The sequence below is a fragment of the Microbacterium sp. X-17 genome (assembly GCF_039615055.1).
In genome coordinates this window covers 239,811-257,616 of sequence record NZ_JBDHNI010000003.1, presented here as the reverse complement: position 1 = coordinate 257,616, position 17,806 = coordinate 239,811, and the positions used below count along the sequence as shown (strand labels likewise).

Below are 17,806 nucleotides of genomic sequence, written 5' to 3'. Positions count from 1 at the left end.
AGGTCATCCTGCCACCGAAGCTCACCGCTCCGGCAGCGTCACCCGCGCCCCGTCCCGGGTGAACCCGCGCGTCGCCTCGTCGTAGGTCGTGTGCGACCGCTTCGGCGACGAGTCGGCCGGCGGCGGGACCTCGGCGTGTTCGAGTGCGCGCAGCACGAGCGTCTCCACGAGGTGGGAGGCCGTGGTGTGGCGGTGCAGTGCGATCCGGACGAGCGCGGCGTACTCCGGCTCGCTCAGGTGCAGTTTGAGTGGAATTCCCCCTGGCACGGTGCCGGGGCCGAGGGCGGTGGGGCCGGTGGCGTTGGCTTCGGTCATACGCGGATTGTGCCTCCTGCGGCACGGCCTTGGCTATTACCGAGATTTTGTCCCCCGGGCGCGACGCTGCGACGTCTTGCCGCGCCCGTGACGGCTGGTGCATCATGCGGCCACACGGTTCGGGGAGGTGCCGGAAGGTAGAGGCGCGACGTCCTCGCTGCGGTGTGAGGGCGACTTTCGGGGGTGGGTCATGGACGAGGCGCGTGACACGTTCGTGGCCGTCTTCCTCTACCCGGACGACTCCGCCGAGAGCGTCAGCAGGCGGCTCCCGATCGTGGGAGCAGGGCCTCCCGCGGTGATCCGGGCGGCCTCTGCGTTCGAGGGCGCGGCGGCGGTCGACGTGTTCCGCCTGGTGGACGCCAGCGCGTGGCCGGAGGCGGCGGCCTATCTGTACGCAGGGACGGAGCCGGGCACCGTGGCGGACGGCGACGGCGTCGAGCAGGTGTCCACGCCCGACGACTGAGCGCCCCTACCGCGGCGTGTACTCGTACACGACCGCCGACCAGTGGTTCTCCAGCTCATCCCACGCCGAGTCGTCCATGTACGCCAGCCGGAACTGCAGGTTGAGCACGGGGCCGAGCACCTCCAGCACGTCGGGCCGGAACGGCATCTCCGGCGGCAGCCCGATCCCGAAGCTGTGGATGACGCTGTCGTCGGCGGCGCGCAGCCACACGCCCCAGCCGCGGTCGAGCGGCATCGCGACCACGCGGAACACGTGCGCGGGCTCGTAGTCGGCGGGGAGCGCGTCCGGGACGTCGGTCATGGGAACAAACTACACAGGGGCGCCGATCGACACGGCTATGACGGCACCCGCGACTTCGCCACCGGATCCGCCGCCACGGCCGCAGACGCCTCCCGCGCCCGCCGCACCTCCGCCACCCCCGCGCAGAACGCGCACACCGCCGCCGCGATCAGCACCACGAGCGCGTCCATCAGCCGTACCGTGCTCAGCGCCGCGCCCGGCGTCGTCGCCAGCGCGACCAGGGCGACGAGGGCCACCGCCCCCGCGAACCTGGCGAGCTCCCGCATCGACCGTCACCGCATCCCGGGCCTACATCGCGGCCGGGATGGCGCGGCTCCGGCCGGCCGAAGAGCCGGTGGCCGGGAAGTCGGCACCGGGGAGGATGGCCGAACCTTCCCGGCGCACCGGCCCGCCCTGGGCGGCCCCGTCCGCGCGACCCGAGACGGCGCCGGGAATCACCGGCTCCCCGATCCGGTCAGGACCAGCGATTTCCATGTCTGACCCCCATCCTCATCTCCCCGCCCGGCCACAGGATGCATCACCAGGGCGGTGATGGGAATAGGGCAAAAGGGCTCGCAAAAACCGGGTGTAGCCAGAGGCGTCCGGCCGGGGTTACATTCCGGTCGCCGGTCAGAGGGCCGGCGCTGGAGGGGAGGACCGAAATGAGCAACTTCTGGAGTTACGTCTGGCTGTTCTTCTGGTGCTTCGCGTTCGTCGCCTACCTGTTCGCGCTGTTCGCGATCATCGGCGACCTGTTCCGCGATCACACGCTCAACGGCTGGTGGAAGGCCGTGTGGATCATCTTCCTGATCTTCGTGCCGTTCCTCACCGCGCTGATCTACCTCATCGCGCGCGGCCGCGGGATGGCGGAGCGCAACATGAAGGAGGCCGTCGACACGCAGGCGGCGGTGGACGCGCACATCCGCGAGGTCACCTCCACGGCGAGCCCGGCGGACGAGATCGCCAAGGCGCAGGCCCTGCTGGACGCGGGCGCGATCTCGCAGGACGAGTTCGCGCACCTGAAGGCGCGCGCGCTCGGCTAGCGCGCACGCCGGATCACCGGCTCCGGGCGCCGCGACGGTTCAACCCCCCGCGCAGCGGCGCCCGCTGTCGGACGCCGATGGCGAGGGGATCGGAGGCCGCGGATGAGCGCGACGTCGGGCGCCAAGCGCATGACAGTGCTCCAGGCGACCTACATCGGTGTCGGCTCGATGGTGGGGGCGGGGATCTTCGCCCTCCTGGGAGCTGCGGGCGCGGTCGCCGGGGCGGCGGTCTGGCTGTCGTTCCTGATCGCCGGGATCATCGCCCTCCTGCAGGGCTACTCCTTCGCGAAGCTCGGCTCCAAGTACCCCTCGGGCGGCGGCATCCTGACATTCCTCTCGAAAGGGTACGGGGAGGGCCACGTCGCCGGGATCGGGGCGTGGCTGTTCTTCACCGCCGGGTCGATCGTGGTCGCGATGATCGCGTCGTCGTTCGGCAGCTACGCGAGCTCGGTCGTCGCGCACGACGACCCGTTCTGGGCGAAGGTCCTCGGCGTGCTGCTCATCCTGGTGATGAGCGGGCTCAACACCATCGGCTCGACGGCGGTGGCGCGCGTGCAGTCGGTCATCGTGAGCGTCGTGCTGGTCATCCTGGTGCTGTTCGCGGTCGTCACGATCGCGACCTGGAACCCGGCCCTCCTCGCGCCCTCCGGCTATCCGGGCTGGACGCACGTCATCTCCAGCGTCGCCCTGACGTTCTTCGCGTTCCTCGGCTTCGGCGTCATCACGTTCACGGCGAAGGACCTCCCGAACCCGGGCCGCCAGTTGCCGAGGGCCATCTACTTCGCGCTGCTCATCGCCACGACCGTGTACGTCGCGGTGTCGCTCGGGGTGTTCGGCACGCTCACCGCGGACCAAGTCGTGCAGTACGGGTCGACGGCGCTCGCCGAGGCCGCCAAGCCGGTGCTGGGGCAGGCCGGGTATGTGCTCATGGTGGTGACGGCGCTGTTCTCGACGACCGGCGCGGTGAACGCCGGCCTGTACCCGTCCATCGGGATGACGCAGCACCTGGCGCGCGTCGGCCAGTTCCCGCCGTTCTTCGGCCGCAAGTGGGGGCCGTTCCCGGCCGGGCTGGTCGTGATGGCGGTGCTAGCGATCCTGCTGGTGTCGTTCTTCAACCTCAACGCCATCGCCTCCATCGGCAGCGCGGTCGCCCTGCTGGTGTTCTCGGCGGTAAGCGTCGGGCACCTGCGCATCCGGCACGAGACCGGCGGCAACCTCGTGGTGCTGGTCGTCGGCCTGCTGGCCACGCTCGGGACGTTCGTGATCTTCAGCACGACCACGCTCGTGCACGAGCCGAAGACGGCGTTCGCGTTGCTCGGGATCCTGGTGCTGGCGGCGGTGATCGACTTCGGATGGAAGACCGCGGCGCGCGGGCGGCGGGCGCGCGCTGCGTGAGCGCTCGCGTCGGAAGGAAGACACGGCTGGATCTCCTTCCGAAGGGCGTTCGGCAGGAGATGGGTGGGGTGTCGCCCATAGAACTCCTGCCGACAGGGAGCAGTGGCAGCACGTCGACGGGGGTGCGAGTCGGCAGCACTGGTTATGAGATCAGCGCAGCGTTCACGTGGTCGCGGGAGTGCCTCCGCAGACCGCGACGAACTCGCCGAAGCGCTGGCAGGCACCCATCAAGTACGGCTGTTCCAGCAGACCGGGAAGCTCGAGAGCGAAGTCGCCTGGTCACGAGCGCTCTCCGCGACCTAATCCGGAGGAAGGAAGACACGGCTGGATCTCCTTCCGAAGGGCGTTCGGCAGGAGATCGTTGGGGTGTCGACGCCGGAACTCCTGCCAGCGAGGGGGGCAGGGGAGCGAGGGGAGCAGGTTAGGCGGCGGTGCGGGTGGCGGAGTCGAGGATGGCGTCGACGCCCATTCGGTAGATGTCCTCGTCGCGGAGGTCGCGGAGCTCGGCGGCGACGGAGGCGATGTGGGAGTGGGTGAGCGGGTCGACCAGGAGGGGGCCCTCGAACCAGGCGTTGGTGACGCGGGTGTCGTCGCTGGTCGCCGACGGGGCGGTGCGTCCGCGGGCGATGCCGGCGGCCTCCGAGAGCACGAAAGACGCGAACAGCGCGTAGTGGCGGACCAGGTCGGAGCCGCTGAGGCCGGCCTCCGCGAAGGCCGCCAGGATGTACTCGATGGTCGCGAGCTCCGCCGGGCCGTTGGTGGTGAGCACCGTGGCCTCCAGGGCGATCGCCGGGTACTGCACGAAGGTGTCGAGCGTCGCGCGGGAGAGCGCGCGGAGGCGGTCGCGCCAGTCGCCGTCCGCGTCTGACAGCTGCGTCAGCGCGACCGCCTGCACCTCGTCCAGCAGCGCCTTCATCAGGTCGTCCTTGCCGCGGAAGTGGCGGTAGACCGCGGTCGGGTCGACGCCGAGCGCCGTGCCGAGCGCGCGGATGGAGATCGTGGTGGTGCGCGGGCTGGAGGCGATCTCCAGGCCGGCCCTCACGATCGTGGCGCGATCGAGGCGCTTCGAATGGTCGTGCGTCATCGCTTCAGTCACGTGCCAACCATAGCCCATGCCAACAGAAATGTCAGCAGTGTTGACATTGGTGTTGAAAGTCTTCTAGCATCGCCTCGATCCACTCGAAGACGAAGGGAACCAGGTCGATGGCCGACGCAGACGTGATCCTGACCGGAGGTCAGATCTTCACCGGGACAGGGCAGCCGCTCGCCGGCCATGCCGTGCTGATCGGCGACGGCCGCATCCTCGGGCTGGTGACCGAGGCGGCGGCGGAGGCCCACCGCGGCCCGGCCACGGAGGTGGTCGACCTGCGGGGCGCGCTGCTCAGCCCCGGCTTCCAGGACGCGCACATCCACCCGGTCGGCGGCGGCGTCGAGCTGCTGCAGTGCTCGCTGGCCGACTCGGCTGACGCGGCGGACACGCTGCGCCGGGTTGCGGAGCACGCGGCGGAGCATCCCGCGACCGACGACGCGAGCGCCTGGATCCTCGGCGGCGGCTGGTCGATGGACCACTTCCCGGGCGGCGCCCCCGCGCGCGGCCTCCTCGACGCCGTGGTGGGCGACCGGCCGGTGCTCGTCGCCAGCCGCGACCACCACAGCCTGTGGGCGAGCACGGCAGCGATCCGGCTCGCCGGGCTCGACGCGGCCACGCCCGACCCGGTGGACGGGCGCATCGAGCGGGAGGCCGACGGGTTCCCGGCCGGCACGTTCCACGAGGGCGCGGGCGACCTGTTCGACGCGGTCAAGCCGCCCATCGACGCCGACCTCGCCTACGCCGGGCTGCTGCGCGCCCAGAGGGAGCTGCTGACGCTCGGGATCACCGGCTGGCAGGACGCCATGATCGGGGTCGTCGCCTCGATGCCGGCCAACCTCCCCGCCTACCGCCGCGCGCTGGACGAGGACACCCTCATCGCGCACGTCCGCGGCGCGCAGTGGTGGCTCCGCGACACCGGCGCCGAGCAGGTCGACGCGATCGTGAAGCGGCGGGACGAGTTCGAGCGGCTGGGGGACGACCGCTTCACGCTCGGCACGGTCAAGATCATGGTCGACGGCGTCGCCGAGAACTTCACCGCGGCGATGAAGTCGCCGTACCTCGACGCGCACGGCCACGAGACGGCCAACTCCGGTCTGTCGTTCATCGACCCGGAGCGGCTCGCGGAGTACGTCACCGAGCTCGACCGGCTCGGCTTCCAGGTGCACTTCCACGCGCTGGGCGACCGCGCCGTGCAGGAGGCCCTGGACGCCGTGGCGGCCGCACGCGACGCCAACGGCGCGAGCGACGGCCGGCACCACCTCGCGCACCTCCAGGTGGTGTCCGAGGAGGACGCCGCCCGCTTCCCGGAGCTCGGCGCCGTCGCCAACCTGCAGGCCCTCTGGGCGTGCCACGAGACGCAGCTCGACGAGCTGACGCTGCCGTTCCTGCAGGACGGGCTGGAGGCCCGGCAGTACCCGTTCGGCGACCTCGACCGGGCCGGCGCACGGCTGGCCGCCGGAAGCGACTGGCCGGTGTCGAGCGCCGACCCGATCGCCGCCATCCACATCGCCGTCAACCGCATCTCGCCCGGATCGGACGACGCCCCGCTCGGGGGAGAGCACCAGCGCCTCGACCTCGCCACCGCGTTCGCCGCCTACACCTCGGGCTCGGCGTACGTGAACCACCGCGACCACGACACCGGCACGATCGCCGCCGGCTACCGCGCCGACCTCGTCGTGATCGAGCCGAACCCGTTCGCGGTGCCGGCCGACCGCATCCACGAGAGCACGGTCGTCTCCACCTGGGTCGGCGGCGTGCCCGTCTACGTCCGCGACCAGGTCCCCGCGAACGCCTGACCACCCCACAGCCACCCGCCCCCACTGCACAGGAGGATCACGCAATGCCTCGACTCCGCACCCGACGCCGTCTCGTCCTCACGACGGCCGTCGTCCTCGCCTCCGGGATCGCGCTCGCCGCGTGCTCGCCCGCCGGCGCCGGCTCCTCGTCCGCCGGCGCGCACCCGTCGTACCAGCTCACTGCGCAGACCCCCGCGCCTTCCGGCGACATCGACTCGTTCACCTGGGTCTCGTACTCGGAGCCGTACTCGCTCGACTACGCGTACGCGTTCGACTACTCCGACAACCAGGTGCTCTCCAACGTCTGCGAGTCGCTGCTCCGGCTCAACCCGGATTACACGATCTCCCCGGGGCTCGCCGAGTCGTACAGCAACCCGACGCCCACGACGTGGGTGTACGAGCTGCGGCCGGGCGTCACCTTCCACGACGGCACGCCGATGACCGCCGCCGACGCCGTCGCGTCGATGCGCCGTCACCTCGACCCGGCGGTCGGCTCGTCGTGGTTCTCCGTCTACCAGAACGTGGCGTCCATCGACCAGACCGCGCCGATGGAGGTCACGGTCACCCTGACCAAGCCGGACTCGCAGTTCAACCTCGGCATCAGCGGCGCCGCCGGGGTCGTGGAGTCCGCCGCCACGCTCGCCGCGAAGGGCAAGAACTACGGCAACTCGACCGGACTCGTGAACTGCACCGGGCCGTTCGAGCTGACCTCGTGGAAGTCGGGCGAGTCGGTGACGCTGACCCGCTACGACAAGTACTGGGACCCGAAGCTGAAGGCCAAGGCCGGCACGGTCACCATTCTGTTCATGACCGACCCGAACGCGCGGGTGAACGCACTGACCTCCGGCCAGGTCGACGGCGGCTGGATGGTGCCGACCGAGGCCATCCAGAAGCTCAACTCGACCAGCGCGGGGAAGCTCTACTTCGGCCTCAACACCGCGGTCGGCAGCCTGATCGTCGGCAACCTGAAGGGCGTGCTCGGCGACCTGGACGTCCGCAAAGCGCTGCTGATGGCCATGGACCGGCAGGGCGTCGTGGACGCCGCGGTCAAGGGCTACGGCTCGGTCACCAATGCGCTGACCACCGAGTCGGTGTGGGGCGAGGCGTCGGACGCGACCAGGAAGGCGGCGTTCAGCGGACTGGAGCCCTATAAGTACGACGTCGCCGCGGCGAAGAAGCTGGTCGAGAAGGCCGGGGCGACCGGCAAGACGATCACCATCCGCACCGCGCCGATGGGCGCCGACTTCAGCGTCGTCGCCCAGGCCACGGCCGCGGCGGCCGAGTCGATCGGCCTGAAGGCGAAGATCCAGACGATGACGCCCGACTCGTACACCAGGCTGTTCTCCGACCCGACCGCGCGTCAGGGCGTCGACCTGTTCTACACCTCCTGGTACCTCTCCACGCCCGACCCGCTGGAGATGTACGGCGTGCTGCGCACCGGCCAGTTCAGCAACTACGGCAACTGGTCCGACCCGTCCTTCGACGCGCTGGTCGACAAAGCCGTGGGCACCGCCGACCCGAAGGCGCGCGCGGAGACGTCGGCCCAGCTGCAGAAGATCGCCAACCAGCAGCTCCCGTGGCTGCCGCTGTTCCAGGGGCCGATGACGGTGTTCGTCGGTAAGAAGATCACCGGAGTCGCGCCGTCCGTGGCGTTCCTCTACTACCCGTGGGCGGCCACGATTGGCGCGCGGTAAGGCGGCGGCGCGGCGGGTCGCGGGCAAGCTCGGCTCGCTCCTGCTGACGCTGTTCCTCGCCTCGCTCCTGGTCTTCTTCTCCCGCTTCCTCGTTCCCGGGAACCCGGTGGGCTTCCTCCTCCGGGGGCGCAAGCCGTCCCCGGAGGCGGTGGCCCAGGTCACCGCCGAGTTCGGCCTCAACCTGCCGCCCTGGCAGCAGTACCTGAACTGGGTCGGCGGGATGCTGCACGGCGACTTCGGCCGCTCGCTGCAGTACCGCCAGTCGGTCGCCACGGTGATCGGCGACCGGCTGCCGGTGACCCTCGGGCTCGTCGTGATGGCGGGGCTGATGATCACCGTCGTCGGCCTCGTCGCCGGCACGGTCGCCGCGCTCAACCGCGGCAGGATCGCCGACCGGGCGACCCTGACCCTCCTGACCGTGCTGGGCGCCATCCCGTCGTTCGTGGGCTCCATCGTGCTGATCGCGGTCTTCGCCGTGCAACTCGGCTGGTTCCCCGCGTTCGGCTCCGGCACCGGCCTCCTCGACATGGCCTACCACCTGGTGCTCCCCTCGATCGCGCTCGCGATCGTGTTCGTGGTCCTGATCGGAAAGGTGACGCGCATGTCGATGGTCGAGCAGCTCGGCCGCGAGCACGTGGAGGTCGCCACCAGCCGCGGCCTGAAGCGCGCCACGGTCGTGCGGCGGCACGTCTTCCGCAACGCGATCGGGCCGATCGTGACGGTGAGCGGCATGCTGGTCGCCGGCCTCCTGGTCGCGACCTCCATCGTGGAGTCGGCGTTCGGCATCTCCGGCATGGGCTCGCTGCTCGTCCAGTCGGTCGACCGGCTGGACTTCCCCGTCGTGCAGGCGATCGTGCTGTTCGTGGTGACGGCGTTCATCGTGGTCAACGCGATCGTGGACCTCCTGGAGCCGGTCATCGACCCGCGCGCGGCGGCGGGGGAGGCCGGACGATGAGCGCCCCGACTCCGACCCTCGCGCTGAAGGTGATGCGCTCGACCGTGCGGAGGCCCGCGCGGCTCGGCTTCACCGTCGCGCTCGTCGTGCTCGCCGTGATCGCGCTCGCGGCGGTCTTCGCCCCGTTCATCGCCCCGTACGACCCCGACCACGTCGACTTCTCGGCCGTGTACGCGAACCCGAGCCCCGCGCACTGGCTCGGCGCCGACGCGCTCGGCCGCGACACCCTCAGCCGGATGATCTTCGGCGCGCGCACCGCGCTGCTCGGGCCGCTGCTGGTCGTCATCGCGTCCACGCTGCTCGGCATCGTGCTCGGGCTGGTCGCCGGCTGGCGGGGAGGCTGGCTCGACGCCACGCTCGCCCGCGTCTTCGATGTGCTGTTCGCGTTCCCCTCGCTGCTCATCGCGATCATGGCGGTCGCGCTGTTCGGCAAGGGCCTGGTGGCCCCGGTGATCGCGATGAGCATCGCGTACTCGCCGTTCGTGGCGCGGCTGACGCGCCAGCTCGTCGCGACGGAGCGGTCCCGCCCGTACGTCTCGGCGTACCGGGTGCAGGGGTTCGCCGGGTCGTGGATCGCGGTCCGGCGCGTCCTGCCGAACGTCGCGCCCACCGTCGGAGCGCAGTCCACTCTCAACTTCGGCTACGTGCTCGCCGAGCTCGCGGGACTGTCGTTCCTGGGCCTCGGCGTCCAGGCGCCGACGGCCGACTGGGGCGCGATGATCAACGAGGCCCAGGCCGGGGTCGCCGGCGGGTACTTCCTGCCCGCGATCGTCCCTGCCGTCGCCGTCGTGATCGTCGTGGTCGCCGTGAACGTGATCGGCGAGGAGCTCTCGGACCGGATCGGCGGAAGGAACCTGCCATGATCCCCACGTCCCCTCCAGACGCCGCTGGCGCGTCGCCCGGAGCCTCCGGCCGCGTGGGCCCACTGCTCGAGATCTCCGGGCTGACCCTCGACCTCCCCGCAGCGGCGAAGGGCGCGACGGGCCGGCGCCTCCTCGACGGCATCGACCTCGCGGTGGCGGACGGCGAGACCGTCGGGCTGGTGGGGGAGTCCGGCTCCGGCAAGTCCGTCACCTCGCGCACCGTGCTCGGTCTCCTGCCCGAGCGCGCGGAGACGACCGGCGCCGTTCGCCTCGACGGCGCGGACGTGCTGACCGCCAGCCGCGCCGACCTCCGGAGGCTGCGCCTCACGACCGCCGCGATGGTGTTCCAGGACCCGCGCGCCGGCATCAACCCGATGCGCACGATCGGCGACCACCTCACCGAGGCCCTGCGGCTCGGCGAGGGGCGTCCGGCGGCGGAGGCCCGCGCCCGCGCCGTCGAGCTGCTGGAGGCGGTGCACCTGCCGCATCCCGAGCAGCACCTCCGGCAGTACCCGCACGAGTTCTCCGGCGGGATGCTGCAGCGCGTGATGATCGCGGGCGCGCTGGCCGGATCGCCGAAGCTGCTGGTCTGCGACGAGCCGACCACGGCGCTCGACGTGACGACTCAGGCGCAGATCCTCGACGTGCTCGCCGAGCAGCGCGACCGGCGCGCGATGGGGATGCTGTTCATCACGCACGATCTCACCCTCGCCGCGGCCTTCTGCGACCGGGTCTACGTGATGCGCGAGGGGAAGGTCGTCGAGCAGGGTTCGGCAGCAAGCGTTCTCCGCCGGCCCGCGAACCCGTACACCCAGCGGCTGGTCGCGGCGACGCCCACCATCGAGGTGACCGGCGACGAGCCGCGCGAGCGGGCCGCCGCCGGCACGCCTCCCGTGCTGGACGTGCACGACCTCGCCAAGACCTACCAGGTGCGCGGCCGGGGACCGGTCCGCGCGGTCGCCGGCGCCAGCATCGCGATCCCGTCCGGCGAGGCGCTCGGCGTCGTGGGGGAGTCCGGCTCGGGCAAGTCGACGCTGGCCCGGATGATCGTCGGCCTCGAACAGCCGGACTCCGGGACCGTCGAGATCGACGGCGTCGCCCAGGCCGGGCGCCCGCGCACGCGCGCCGACCGGCTGCGGCACGCGCGACGTGTGCAGATGGTGTTCCAGGACCCGTACCTCTCGCTCGATCCGCGGATGACCGCCGGCCGCGCCGTGGAGGACGCGCTGCGCCTCCACCACCCGGGCCTGAGCGCGACCGACGCCCGCACACAGGTGCTCGACCTGCTCGGCCGGGTCGGGCTCGTGGAGGCGCACGCGCAGGCGCTGCCGCGCACGCTGTCCGGCGGCCAGCGGCAGCGGGTCGCCATCGCCCGCGCGCTCGCGATCGAGCCGGCGCTGCTCGTCATGGACGAGGCGACCAGCGCGCTCGACGTCTCTGTGCAGGCGCAGGTGCTCGAACTGGTCGCCGACCTCCGGCGCGAGCGCGGCCTGACCGTGCTGTTCATCAGCCACAACCTCGGCGTCGTGCGCACGGTCTGCGAGCGGACGGTGGTGATGCGCTCCGGCGAGATCGTCGAGAGCGGGGCGACCGTCGACCTGCTCTCGGACCCACAGCACGCGTACACGCGCCTGCTGCTCGACTCGGTTCCGCGGGCGGAGCCCGACCCGGTCGCCTGAGCCGTCTCCCTCCCCAGCAATCCCTTCGACAGGAGCTCCATGCCCCACACGACCGTCTTCGAACGGCACGCCCCCTCCGCCTCCGCCGTCGCGCACCTCCTGGAGGGCAGCGAGCACGGCTCGTTCTGGCTCGCCGACGCGCCCGCAGCCCGGCGGGCCGCCGTCGAGGAGCCGCTCCGCGCCGACCTCGCGGTCGTGGGCGGCGGCTACCTCGGCCTCTGGACCGCGCTGCTCGCCAAGCAGGAGCATCCCGGGCGGCGCGTGGTGCTGCTGGAGGCCGAGCGGATCGGCTGGGCGGCCTCCGGGCGCAACGGCGGCTTCTGCGAGGCCAGCCTCACGCACGGCGAGGTCAACGGCCGCGGCCGGTTCCCGAAGGAGTTCGACCGCCTCCAGCAGCTCGGCCGGGAGAACCTGGACGCGATCGAGCGAACGCTGGCCGAGCTCCACGTCGACGCCGACTTCGAGCGCACCGGCCTGCTGAACGTCGCGGTCGAGCCGCACCAGGTCGCCTGGGCGGAGGAGGCCGCGGCCGACGGCGACGGGGAGTTCCTGGACGCCGAGGCCGTGCGCGACGAGGTGGACTCGCCCACCTACCTCGCCGGGGTCTGGAACCGCCGCGACGCCGCCCTCGTCCATCCCGCCAAGCTGGCCCGCGGCCTCGCGGACGCCTGCGAGGCGCTCGGCGTCGAGCTGTACGAGGGCTCGCCGGTCGGCGGCGTGGAGACGGACGGTTCCGGCCCCGTGTGCCTGCCGGTCAACGGCACGGTCGTGACGGCCGACCGCGTGGTGCTCGCGACCAACGTGTTCCGCTCCCTGCTGAAGCGCAACCGGCTGATGACCGTCCCGGTCTACGACTACGTGCTGATGACCGAGCCGCTGAGCGACGCGCAGCTCGCCGACATCGGCTGGAGCAACCGGCAGGGCCTCAGCGACATGGCCAACCAGTTCCACTACTACCGGCTCTCCCGCGACAACCGGCTGCTGTTCGGCGGCTACGACGCCGTCTACCACTACGGCCGCCGGGTGGAGCCGGGCTACGAGGAGCGCAGCGCGACCTTCGAGCGGCTGGCCGGGCACCTGCTGACGACCTTCCCGCAACTGGAGGGCATCCGCGCGACGCACCGCTGGGCCGGCGCGATCGACACCTGCAGCCGGTTCTGCGCGTTCTACGGCAGGGCCCGCGCGGGACGGGTCGCCTACGCGAGCGGCTTCACCGGGCTCGGCGTCGGGAGCACCCGGTTCGCCGCGCGCGTGCTGCTCGACCTCCTGGGCGGCACGCCGACCGAGCTGACCGAGCTGAAGATGGTCAGGAGCGAGCCGAGCCCGTTCCCGCCGGAGCCGCTGGCGAGCACCGGCATCAACCTGAGCCGGTGGGCGCTGAACCGCGCCGACCACAACGAAGGACGCCGCAACGTCCTCCAGAAGACCCTGGATGCGCTGGGGCTCGGCTTCGACTCGTAGCGCGAGCCGACACCGGACCCGTAGTGTCTTCTCGGGGGCTTCTCCGCCCCGATCACCCAGGGCCACGACCCCGTCACTGTAGGAATAAGGAGCAACATGAGCTACGCCGTGACCAATCCCGCCACGGGCGAGACGGTCAAGACCTTCGACACGATCACCGACGCCGGCCTCCAGGCCGCGATCGCGTCGGCCGAGAACGCGTACCGCACCTGGTCGAAGACGACCACGGTCGAGGAGCGCGCCGCCCTCGTGCGCCGGGTCGGGGAGCTGCACGTGGAGCGCCGCCAGGAGCTGGCGGACATCATCGTGCGCGAGATGGGCAAGCCGGTCGAGCAGGCCCTCGGCGAGGTCGACTTCGCCGGTGCGATCTACGAGTACTACGCCGACCACGCGTCGGAGTTCCTGAAGGACGAGCCCATCCAGCTGCTCGATGGGGCCGGCTCCGCGGTCGTCCGCCGCTCGGCGCTGGGCGTGCTGCTCGGCGTCATGCCGTGGAACTTCCCGTACTACCAGGTCGCCCGCTTCGCCGGCCCGAACCTGATCATCGGCAACACCATCCTGCTCAAGCACGCCGAGCAGTGCCCGGAGTCGGCCGCCGCGATCGAGCGGATGTTCCTGGACGCGGGCTTCCCGGAGGGCGCGTACGTCAACATCTACGCGTCGCACGACCAGATCGAGACGGTCATCGCGGACCCCCGGGTGCAGGGCGTCTCGCTGACCGGCTCGGAGCGCGCGGGCGCCGCGGTCGCCGAGATCGCCGGCCGCAACCTCAAGAAGGTCGTGCTGGAGCTGGGCGGGTCCGACCCGTTCATCCTGCTCTCGACCGACGACCTGGACGCGACCGTGCAGAACGCGGTCGACGCGCGCCTCGACAACAGCGGCCAGTCCTGCAACGCGGCCAAGCGCTTCGTCGTCGCGGACGAGCTGTACGACTCGTTCCTGGCGAAGTTCACCGCCAAGCTCGCCGAGGTGGAGGCCACCGACCCCACCAGCGAGTCCTCGGCTCTGGGCCCGCTCTCGTCGCTGCGCGCGGCGGAGGGCCTGGACGAGCAGGTGCAGCGCGCCGTCGCCAACGGCGCGACCCTGGTGCGCGGCGGCGGCCGGAACGGCGCGTTCTTTGAGACGACGGTGCTCACCGACGTCACCCCGGAGAACCCGGCCTCCAAGGAGGAGTTCTTCGGGCCGGTCGCGCAGGTGTTCCGCGCGAAGGACGAGGCAGACGCCGTGCGCATCGCCAACGACACCCCGTTCGGCCTCGGCTCGTACCTCTACACGACCGACGAGCAGCAGGCCCTCCGGGTCGCCGACCAGATCGAGGCCGGCATGGTCTTCGTCAACGTCGTGCTCGCCGACGGCGCGGAGCTGCCCTTCGGCGGCGTGAAGCGCTCCGGCTCGGGCCGCGAGCTCGGCCGCTTCGGCGCCGACGAGTTCGTGAACAAGAAGCTCATCCGCATCGGCGGCTGAGCCTCCCGACGCGTACGGCGGCCGGTCGCATTCGTGCGGCCGGCCGCCTTCGTCGTGTCGCGGTAGACGAAGCGGTCTTGACACTTCCTCACCATCGGCGGGACCCTTTCCCCGTGCAAGAGCTGCCGATCGTCTACTGCCGCGGGTATGCCGGCCCGACCAGTCAGATCGACTCCACGGTCAACGATCCCTTCTACGGCTTCAACGAGGGCGCCACCCACACCCGGGTCAACGGGGACGGCGACCCGATGTTCTACCAGTTCGAGGGGCCGCTGCTCCGCCTGCTGGGGGAGCGCGCCTACCAGGTGCTCGTGCGCGGCAGCCAGAAGGAGCTGCTGGCGACCGCCGCCGACGGCTCACTGCCGCAGAAGTCCATCTGGATCCACCGCTTCTACGACGAGGCGGCCACCACCTACGCCGCGCCGACCCCGCGCAGCGGCAACCTCTTCGACCGGGCGATCACCTGGACGGAGGACCTGGTCAAGGAGCACACCAGCGCGCAGGGCTTCGACATCGAGCAGGCCGCGCGCGAACTCTACGACCTCGTGCTGCAGGTGCGCGAGAAGACCGGCGCGCCGAAGGTGTTCCTGGTCGCGCACTCGATGGGCGGCCTGGTCGCACGCTGCATGATGCAGAAGGTGTGCGAGGAGGGCGGCCGCATCCCGGCGAAGGAGCTGGTCGCCAAGTTCTGCACCTACGCGACGCCGCACGGCGGGATCGTCTTCACCGGCGGCCTCCTGAACTGGCTGATGGAGACCTTCGGCCCGGCCGGGTCCAACATCTTCTCACCGCCGAAGATGTATGGCTACCTCACGCCGGGCAAGAAGTTCGGGGAGGAGCCGATCGGGGAGACCTGGGACCCCCGGGTCATCCCGCCGGACGTGTTCGACGTGGACGATGTGTTCTGCATCATCGGCACCGACCAGAACGACTACAACCTGGCGAAGCTCGGCGTCGGACCCCGCAGCGACGGGCTCGTGCTCATCGAGAACGCCTACGTGAAGGGCGCGCACCGGGCGTTCGTCTACAAGTCGCACTCCGGCCCGTACGGGGAGGTCAACTCCGAGGAGGGCTACCAGAACCTGTCGCGCTTCCTGTTCGGCCACTGGTCGGTGCAGGTGGAGCTGAGCAAGCTGCCGCCCGCCTCCGCCATCGCCGCGCAGCCCGACGTCGCCTGGCAGGCCGACCTCCAGCTCGCCATCCGCGGGCTGTCGGTGCTGATCACCGAGCAGAAGGCCGTGCACTACAACCCGGTGCAGCTCAACGCGGAGATCGCGCAACACGCCGCCGGCGCGCCGGGCGACGACTCGGTGGACGCGCCCATCCCGCTGGTCGGGACGTTCCTGTTCTCGAAGGAGCCGCCGACCGACCTCCCGCCGACGCACGTCACACCGGGGGTCGGCGACGACCCGGCCCCGGCGGTCGCTCCTGCGCCGAGCACACCGCCCGCGCCCGCACACCAGGGCTGGTGGCATCGCTTCGTGGAGTCGTTCTCCGCGGGGGAGGAGGAGCAGGAGCGGGAGGCGCCGACGCTCGAGCCGGTGAACGTCGCGCTCGACAACCCGCTCGACCCGACGCTGCCCGCGGTGGCCGCGGCGGCGGTCGCGTCGGTGTCCCACGACCTCGCGGCGGACGCGGCCGCGACCCCGACGGGCGCGCAGCCGGCCTCCGACTACGCCCGCCTCAGCCAGGACCTCTCCCGCTACGCCCTCACCCTGCGCGTCTACCAGGTCATCACCCGCAACGGCGTCTTCGACTTCTCCAGCAACCTGGAGCAGGTCGGCGACTGGCAGGACGTGCTCATCGTCGACATCGGCCGCGCGGCGGACGGCCGCTTCGGCGCGTGGACGGGCTGGAACAGCGCCGTCCCCGGGGCGATCAACCAGCTCGGGCAGATGACGGACGAGCTCGCGCTCACCACCGATCCGCAGGACCGCAACGTCATCCACGCGGTGCTCGACCTCCCGCCCGCCGCGCGAGCCCTGCCGGTCTTCGGCCCGGCCGCCCAACTCGCTTTCACCATCACCAACCGCGACCCGGTGTCTGCGCGCCCCTCAACGGGGTAGCGTCGGGCGCATGACCGCAGCTGAAGCGCTGAACGTCGAGAACCGGAATCACCCGCACCACCACCACGGCTGGTGGTGGAAGACGCTCCTCGCCGGCCTCGGGCTGTGGATCATCACCATCGTCGTCACCGCGGTCACCGGCAACGTCAACCTCGTCCCGACGCTCATCCTGCTCGGCAGCTTCCTGGTGCCGTTCTGCGTCGTGCTGTTCGCGATCGAGCGCGTCACCGGTTCGATCAGCACGCTGCAGCTCATCCTCGCCTTCTTCGTCGGCGGCATCTTCGGCGTGCTCGGGGCGTCGCTGCTGGAGGCCGACCTCCATCAGAGCTTCTGGGTCTATGGGCTGGTCGGGTTGATCGAGGAGTTCGTCAAAGTCGTGCTGCTGGTTATCTTCGGCTGGCGGACCGTGCCCAAGACGGCGAAGCAGGGCGCGCTGCTCGGCGCGACGATCGGCGCGGGGTTCGCGGCGTTCGAGTCGGCGGGCTACGCGTTCAACGCCGCCATCACCTCACGCGGCATCGACCTGGTGTCGCTCCTGCAGACGGAGCTGGTGCGCGCCATCCTGGCGCCGGTCGGGCACGTGCTGTGGACGGCCATCCTCGGCGCGGTGATCTTCGGCGCGGCCGGCGGCGGGAGGCGGTTCCGCTGGTCGTGGTGGATCCTTCTCACCTACGCGTGCGTGTCGTTGCTGCACGCGGCGTGGGACTCGTCGGGGGACGTTGCCTCGTTCTTCGCGGTGCTGTTCAACGGGGAGGCGGTGCAGGAACTGCAGAACGGGGCGTTGCAGCAGAGCACGGCGAACCAGGTGGAGGCGCTCGCGACGGTGCTCTACGTGGCGGGGCTGGCGATCGTGTCCGCGGCGGGGATCGTCACGCTGTGGCTGGTGCTGCGGCACTACCACCGGGTGGAGGCGGCGGCGGCGGTGGTGGAGGATGCGGCGGGCTAGTCGCCCTGCGGCGGTCTCGTAGGTCTGTCGCTTACCGGGGCCTCGGCAGCGGCGGAGTGAGGTCGACGGGCGCGGGCCGCCCATCCCGGGTGTCCGGCGACGAGGCGGCGAGACGCTCCGCGAGCTTTCTCGCGCGCTTGCGGGCCGCGTCGTCGGCCTTCTCCGCTGCGCGGACCGCCTTGTCGACGGCCTTCGCCGCCTGCTTGTACGACTTCTTGGCCGCCTTCACGAGCTTCTTCTTCTTGCCCATCTCCCGACGGTCCCACCGGATCGCGGGAACCTCAACCGTCTCGCACC

18 protein-coding genes are annotated in these 17,806 nt (G+C 71.2%); 12 read left to right on the top strand and 6 right to left on the bottom strand.

What is annotated here, in order from left to right:
* Positions 1–21 precede the first annotated feature (21 nt).
* On the bottom strand, positions 22–315 hold the full coding sequence (locus ABCS02_RS15575; RefSeq protein WP_345836579.1) for a hypothetical protein: 294 nt from the start codon (positions 313–315) through the stop codon (positions 22–24).
* 190 nt (positions 316–505) lie between these two features.
* On the opposite strand from ABCS02_RS15575, the gene ABCS02_RS15570 reads away from it, so the two are divergent.
* On the top strand, positions 506–778 hold the full coding sequence (locus ABCS02_RS15570; protein ID WP_345836578.1) for a hypothetical protein: 273 nt from the start codon (positions 506–508) through the stop codon (positions 776–778).
* A 6-nt stretch (positions 779–784) separates the two neighbouring features.
* Here ABCS02_RS15570 and ABCS02_RS15565 read toward each other — a convergent pair whose 3' ends face one another.
* From ABCS02_RS15565 to ABCS02_RS15555, 3 genes are read right to left on the bottom strand one after another with little or no spacing between them, the layout of a single operon-like run.
* A complete protein-coding gene (locus ABCS02_RS15565; protein WP_345836577.1) occupies positions 785–1,078 on the bottom strand; it encodes a hypothetical protein in 294 nt (97 codons plus the stop codon).
* Between the two features lie 35 nt (positions 1,079–1,113).
* Positions 1,114–1,344 (bottom strand): hypothetical protein, encoded by a 231-nt coding sequence (locus ABCS02_RS15560; RefSeq protein WP_345836576.1) that lies wholly within the window; start codon positions 1,342–1,344, stop codon positions 1,114–1,116.
* A 22-nt stretch (positions 1,345–1,366) separates the two neighbouring features.
* The gene (locus tag ABCS02_RS15555; RefSeq protein ID WP_345836575.1) at positions 1,367–1,552 is read right to left on the bottom strand and encodes a hypothetical protein; all 186 of its coding nucleotides are present in this window, start codon (positions 1,550–1,552) and stop codon (positions 1,367–1,369) included.
* Between the two features lie 167 nt (positions 1,553–1,719).
* Here ABCS02_RS15555 and ABCS02_RS15550 point away from each other — a divergent pair, with 167 nt between their 5' ends.
* Both ABCS02_RS15550 and ABCS02_RS15545 read left to right on the top strand, forming a co-directional pair.
* Entirely contained in the window at positions 1,720–2,100 is a 381-nt protein-coding gene (locus ABCS02_RS15550) for an SHOCT domain-containing protein (RefSeq protein WP_345836574.1), read from the top strand.
* A gap of 102 nt (positions 2,101–2,202) precedes the next feature.
* Positions 2,203–3,495: an APC family permease gene (locus ABCS02_RS15545; protein ID WP_345836573.1), complete on the top strand. Its 1,293-nt coding sequence runs from the start codon at positions 2,203–2,205 to the stop codon at positions 3,493–3,495.
* 421 nt (positions 3,496–3,916) lie between these two features.
* Here the strand turns inward: ABCS02_RS15545 and ABCS02_RS15540 are convergent, their stop codons facing one another.
* The gene (locus ABCS02_RS15540; protein WP_345836572.1) at positions 3,917–4,591 is read right to left on the bottom strand and encodes a TetR/AcrR family transcriptional regulator C-terminal domain-containing protein; all 675 of its coding nucleotides are present in this window, start codon (positions 4,589–4,591) and stop codon (positions 3,917–3,919) included.
* 107 nt (positions 4,592–4,698) lie between these two features.
* Between ABCS02_RS15540 and ABCS02_RS15535 the strand changes: the two genes are divergently transcribed.
* From ABCS02_RS15535 to ABCS02_RS15495, 9 genes are all read left to right on the top strand, one after another.
* The gene (locus tag ABCS02_RS15535; RefSeq protein WP_345836571.1) at positions 4,699–6,381 is read left to right on the top strand and encodes an amidohydrolase; all 1,683 of its coding nucleotides are present in this window, start codon (positions 4,699–4,701) and stop codon (positions 6,379–6,381) included.
* Positions 6,382–6,425: 44 nt separating this feature from the next.
* Positions 6,426–8,075 (top strand): ABC transporter substrate-binding protein, encoded by a 1,650-nt coding sequence (locus tag ABCS02_RS15530; protein ID WP_345836570.1) that lies wholly within the window; start codon positions 6,426–6,428, stop codon positions 8,073–8,075.
* Positions 8,062–9,030 carry an ABC transporter permease gene (locus ABCS02_RS15525; RefSeq protein ID WP_345836569.1) on the top strand — a complete coding sequence of 323 codons (969 nt, stop codon included), beginning with the start codon at positions 8,062–8,064 and terminating at the stop codon, positions 9,028–9,030. Before ABCS02_RS15530 ends, ABCS02_RS15525 begins: the two co-directional genes overlap by 14 nt.
* Positions 9,027–9,893 carry an ABC transporter permease gene (locus ABCS02_RS15520; protein ID WP_345836568.1) on the top strand — a complete coding sequence of 289 codons (867 nt, stop codon included), beginning with the start codon at positions 9,027–9,029 and terminating at the stop codon, positions 9,891–9,893. The genes ABCS02_RS15525 and ABCS02_RS15520 overlap by 4 nt, the downstream gene beginning before the upstream one ends.
* Positions 9,890–11,572, top strand: coding sequence for an ABC transporter ATP-binding protein (locus ABCS02_RS15515; protein WP_345836567.1), 1,683 nt, complete (start codon positions 9,890–9,892; stop codon positions 11,570–11,572). Before ABCS02_RS15520 ends, ABCS02_RS15515 begins: the two co-directional genes overlap by 4 nt.
* 39 nt (positions 11,573–11,611) lie before the next feature.
* Complete coding sequence (locus ABCS02_RS15510) at positions 11,612–13,033, top strand: FAD-dependent oxidoreductase (RefSeq protein ID WP_345836566.1); 1,422 nt, start codon at positions 11,612–11,614, stop codon at positions 13,031–13,033.
* Positions 13,034–13,129: 96 nt separating this feature from the next.
* Complete coding sequence (locus ABCS02_RS15505) at positions 13,130–14,497, top strand: NAD-dependent succinate-semialdehyde dehydrogenase (protein WP_345836565.1); 1,368 nt, start codon at positions 13,130–13,132, stop codon at positions 14,495–14,497.
* 113 nt (positions 14,498–14,610) lie between these two features.
* The gene (locus tag ABCS02_RS15500; RefSeq protein WP_345836564.1) at positions 14,611–16,563 is read left to right on the top strand and encodes a hypothetical protein; all 1,953 of its coding nucleotides are present in this window, start codon (positions 14,611–14,613) and stop codon (positions 16,561–16,563) included.
* 10 nt (positions 16,564–16,573) lie between these two features.
* Positions 16,574–17,509 carry a PrsW family glutamic-type intramembrane protease gene (locus ABCS02_RS15495; protein ID WP_345836563.1) on the top strand — a complete coding sequence of 312 codons (936 nt, stop codon included), beginning with the start codon at positions 16,574–16,576 and terminating at the stop codon, positions 17,507–17,509.
* 31 nt (positions 17,510–17,540) lie between these two features.
* Here the strand turns inward: ABCS02_RS15495 and ABCS02_RS15490 are convergent, their stop codons facing one another.
* Positions 17,541–17,759, bottom strand: coding sequence for a hypothetical protein (locus ABCS02_RS15490; RefSeq protein ID WP_345836562.1), 219 nt, complete (start codon positions 17,757–17,759; stop codon positions 17,541–17,543).
* Positions 17,760–17,806 lie beyond the last annotated feature (47 nt).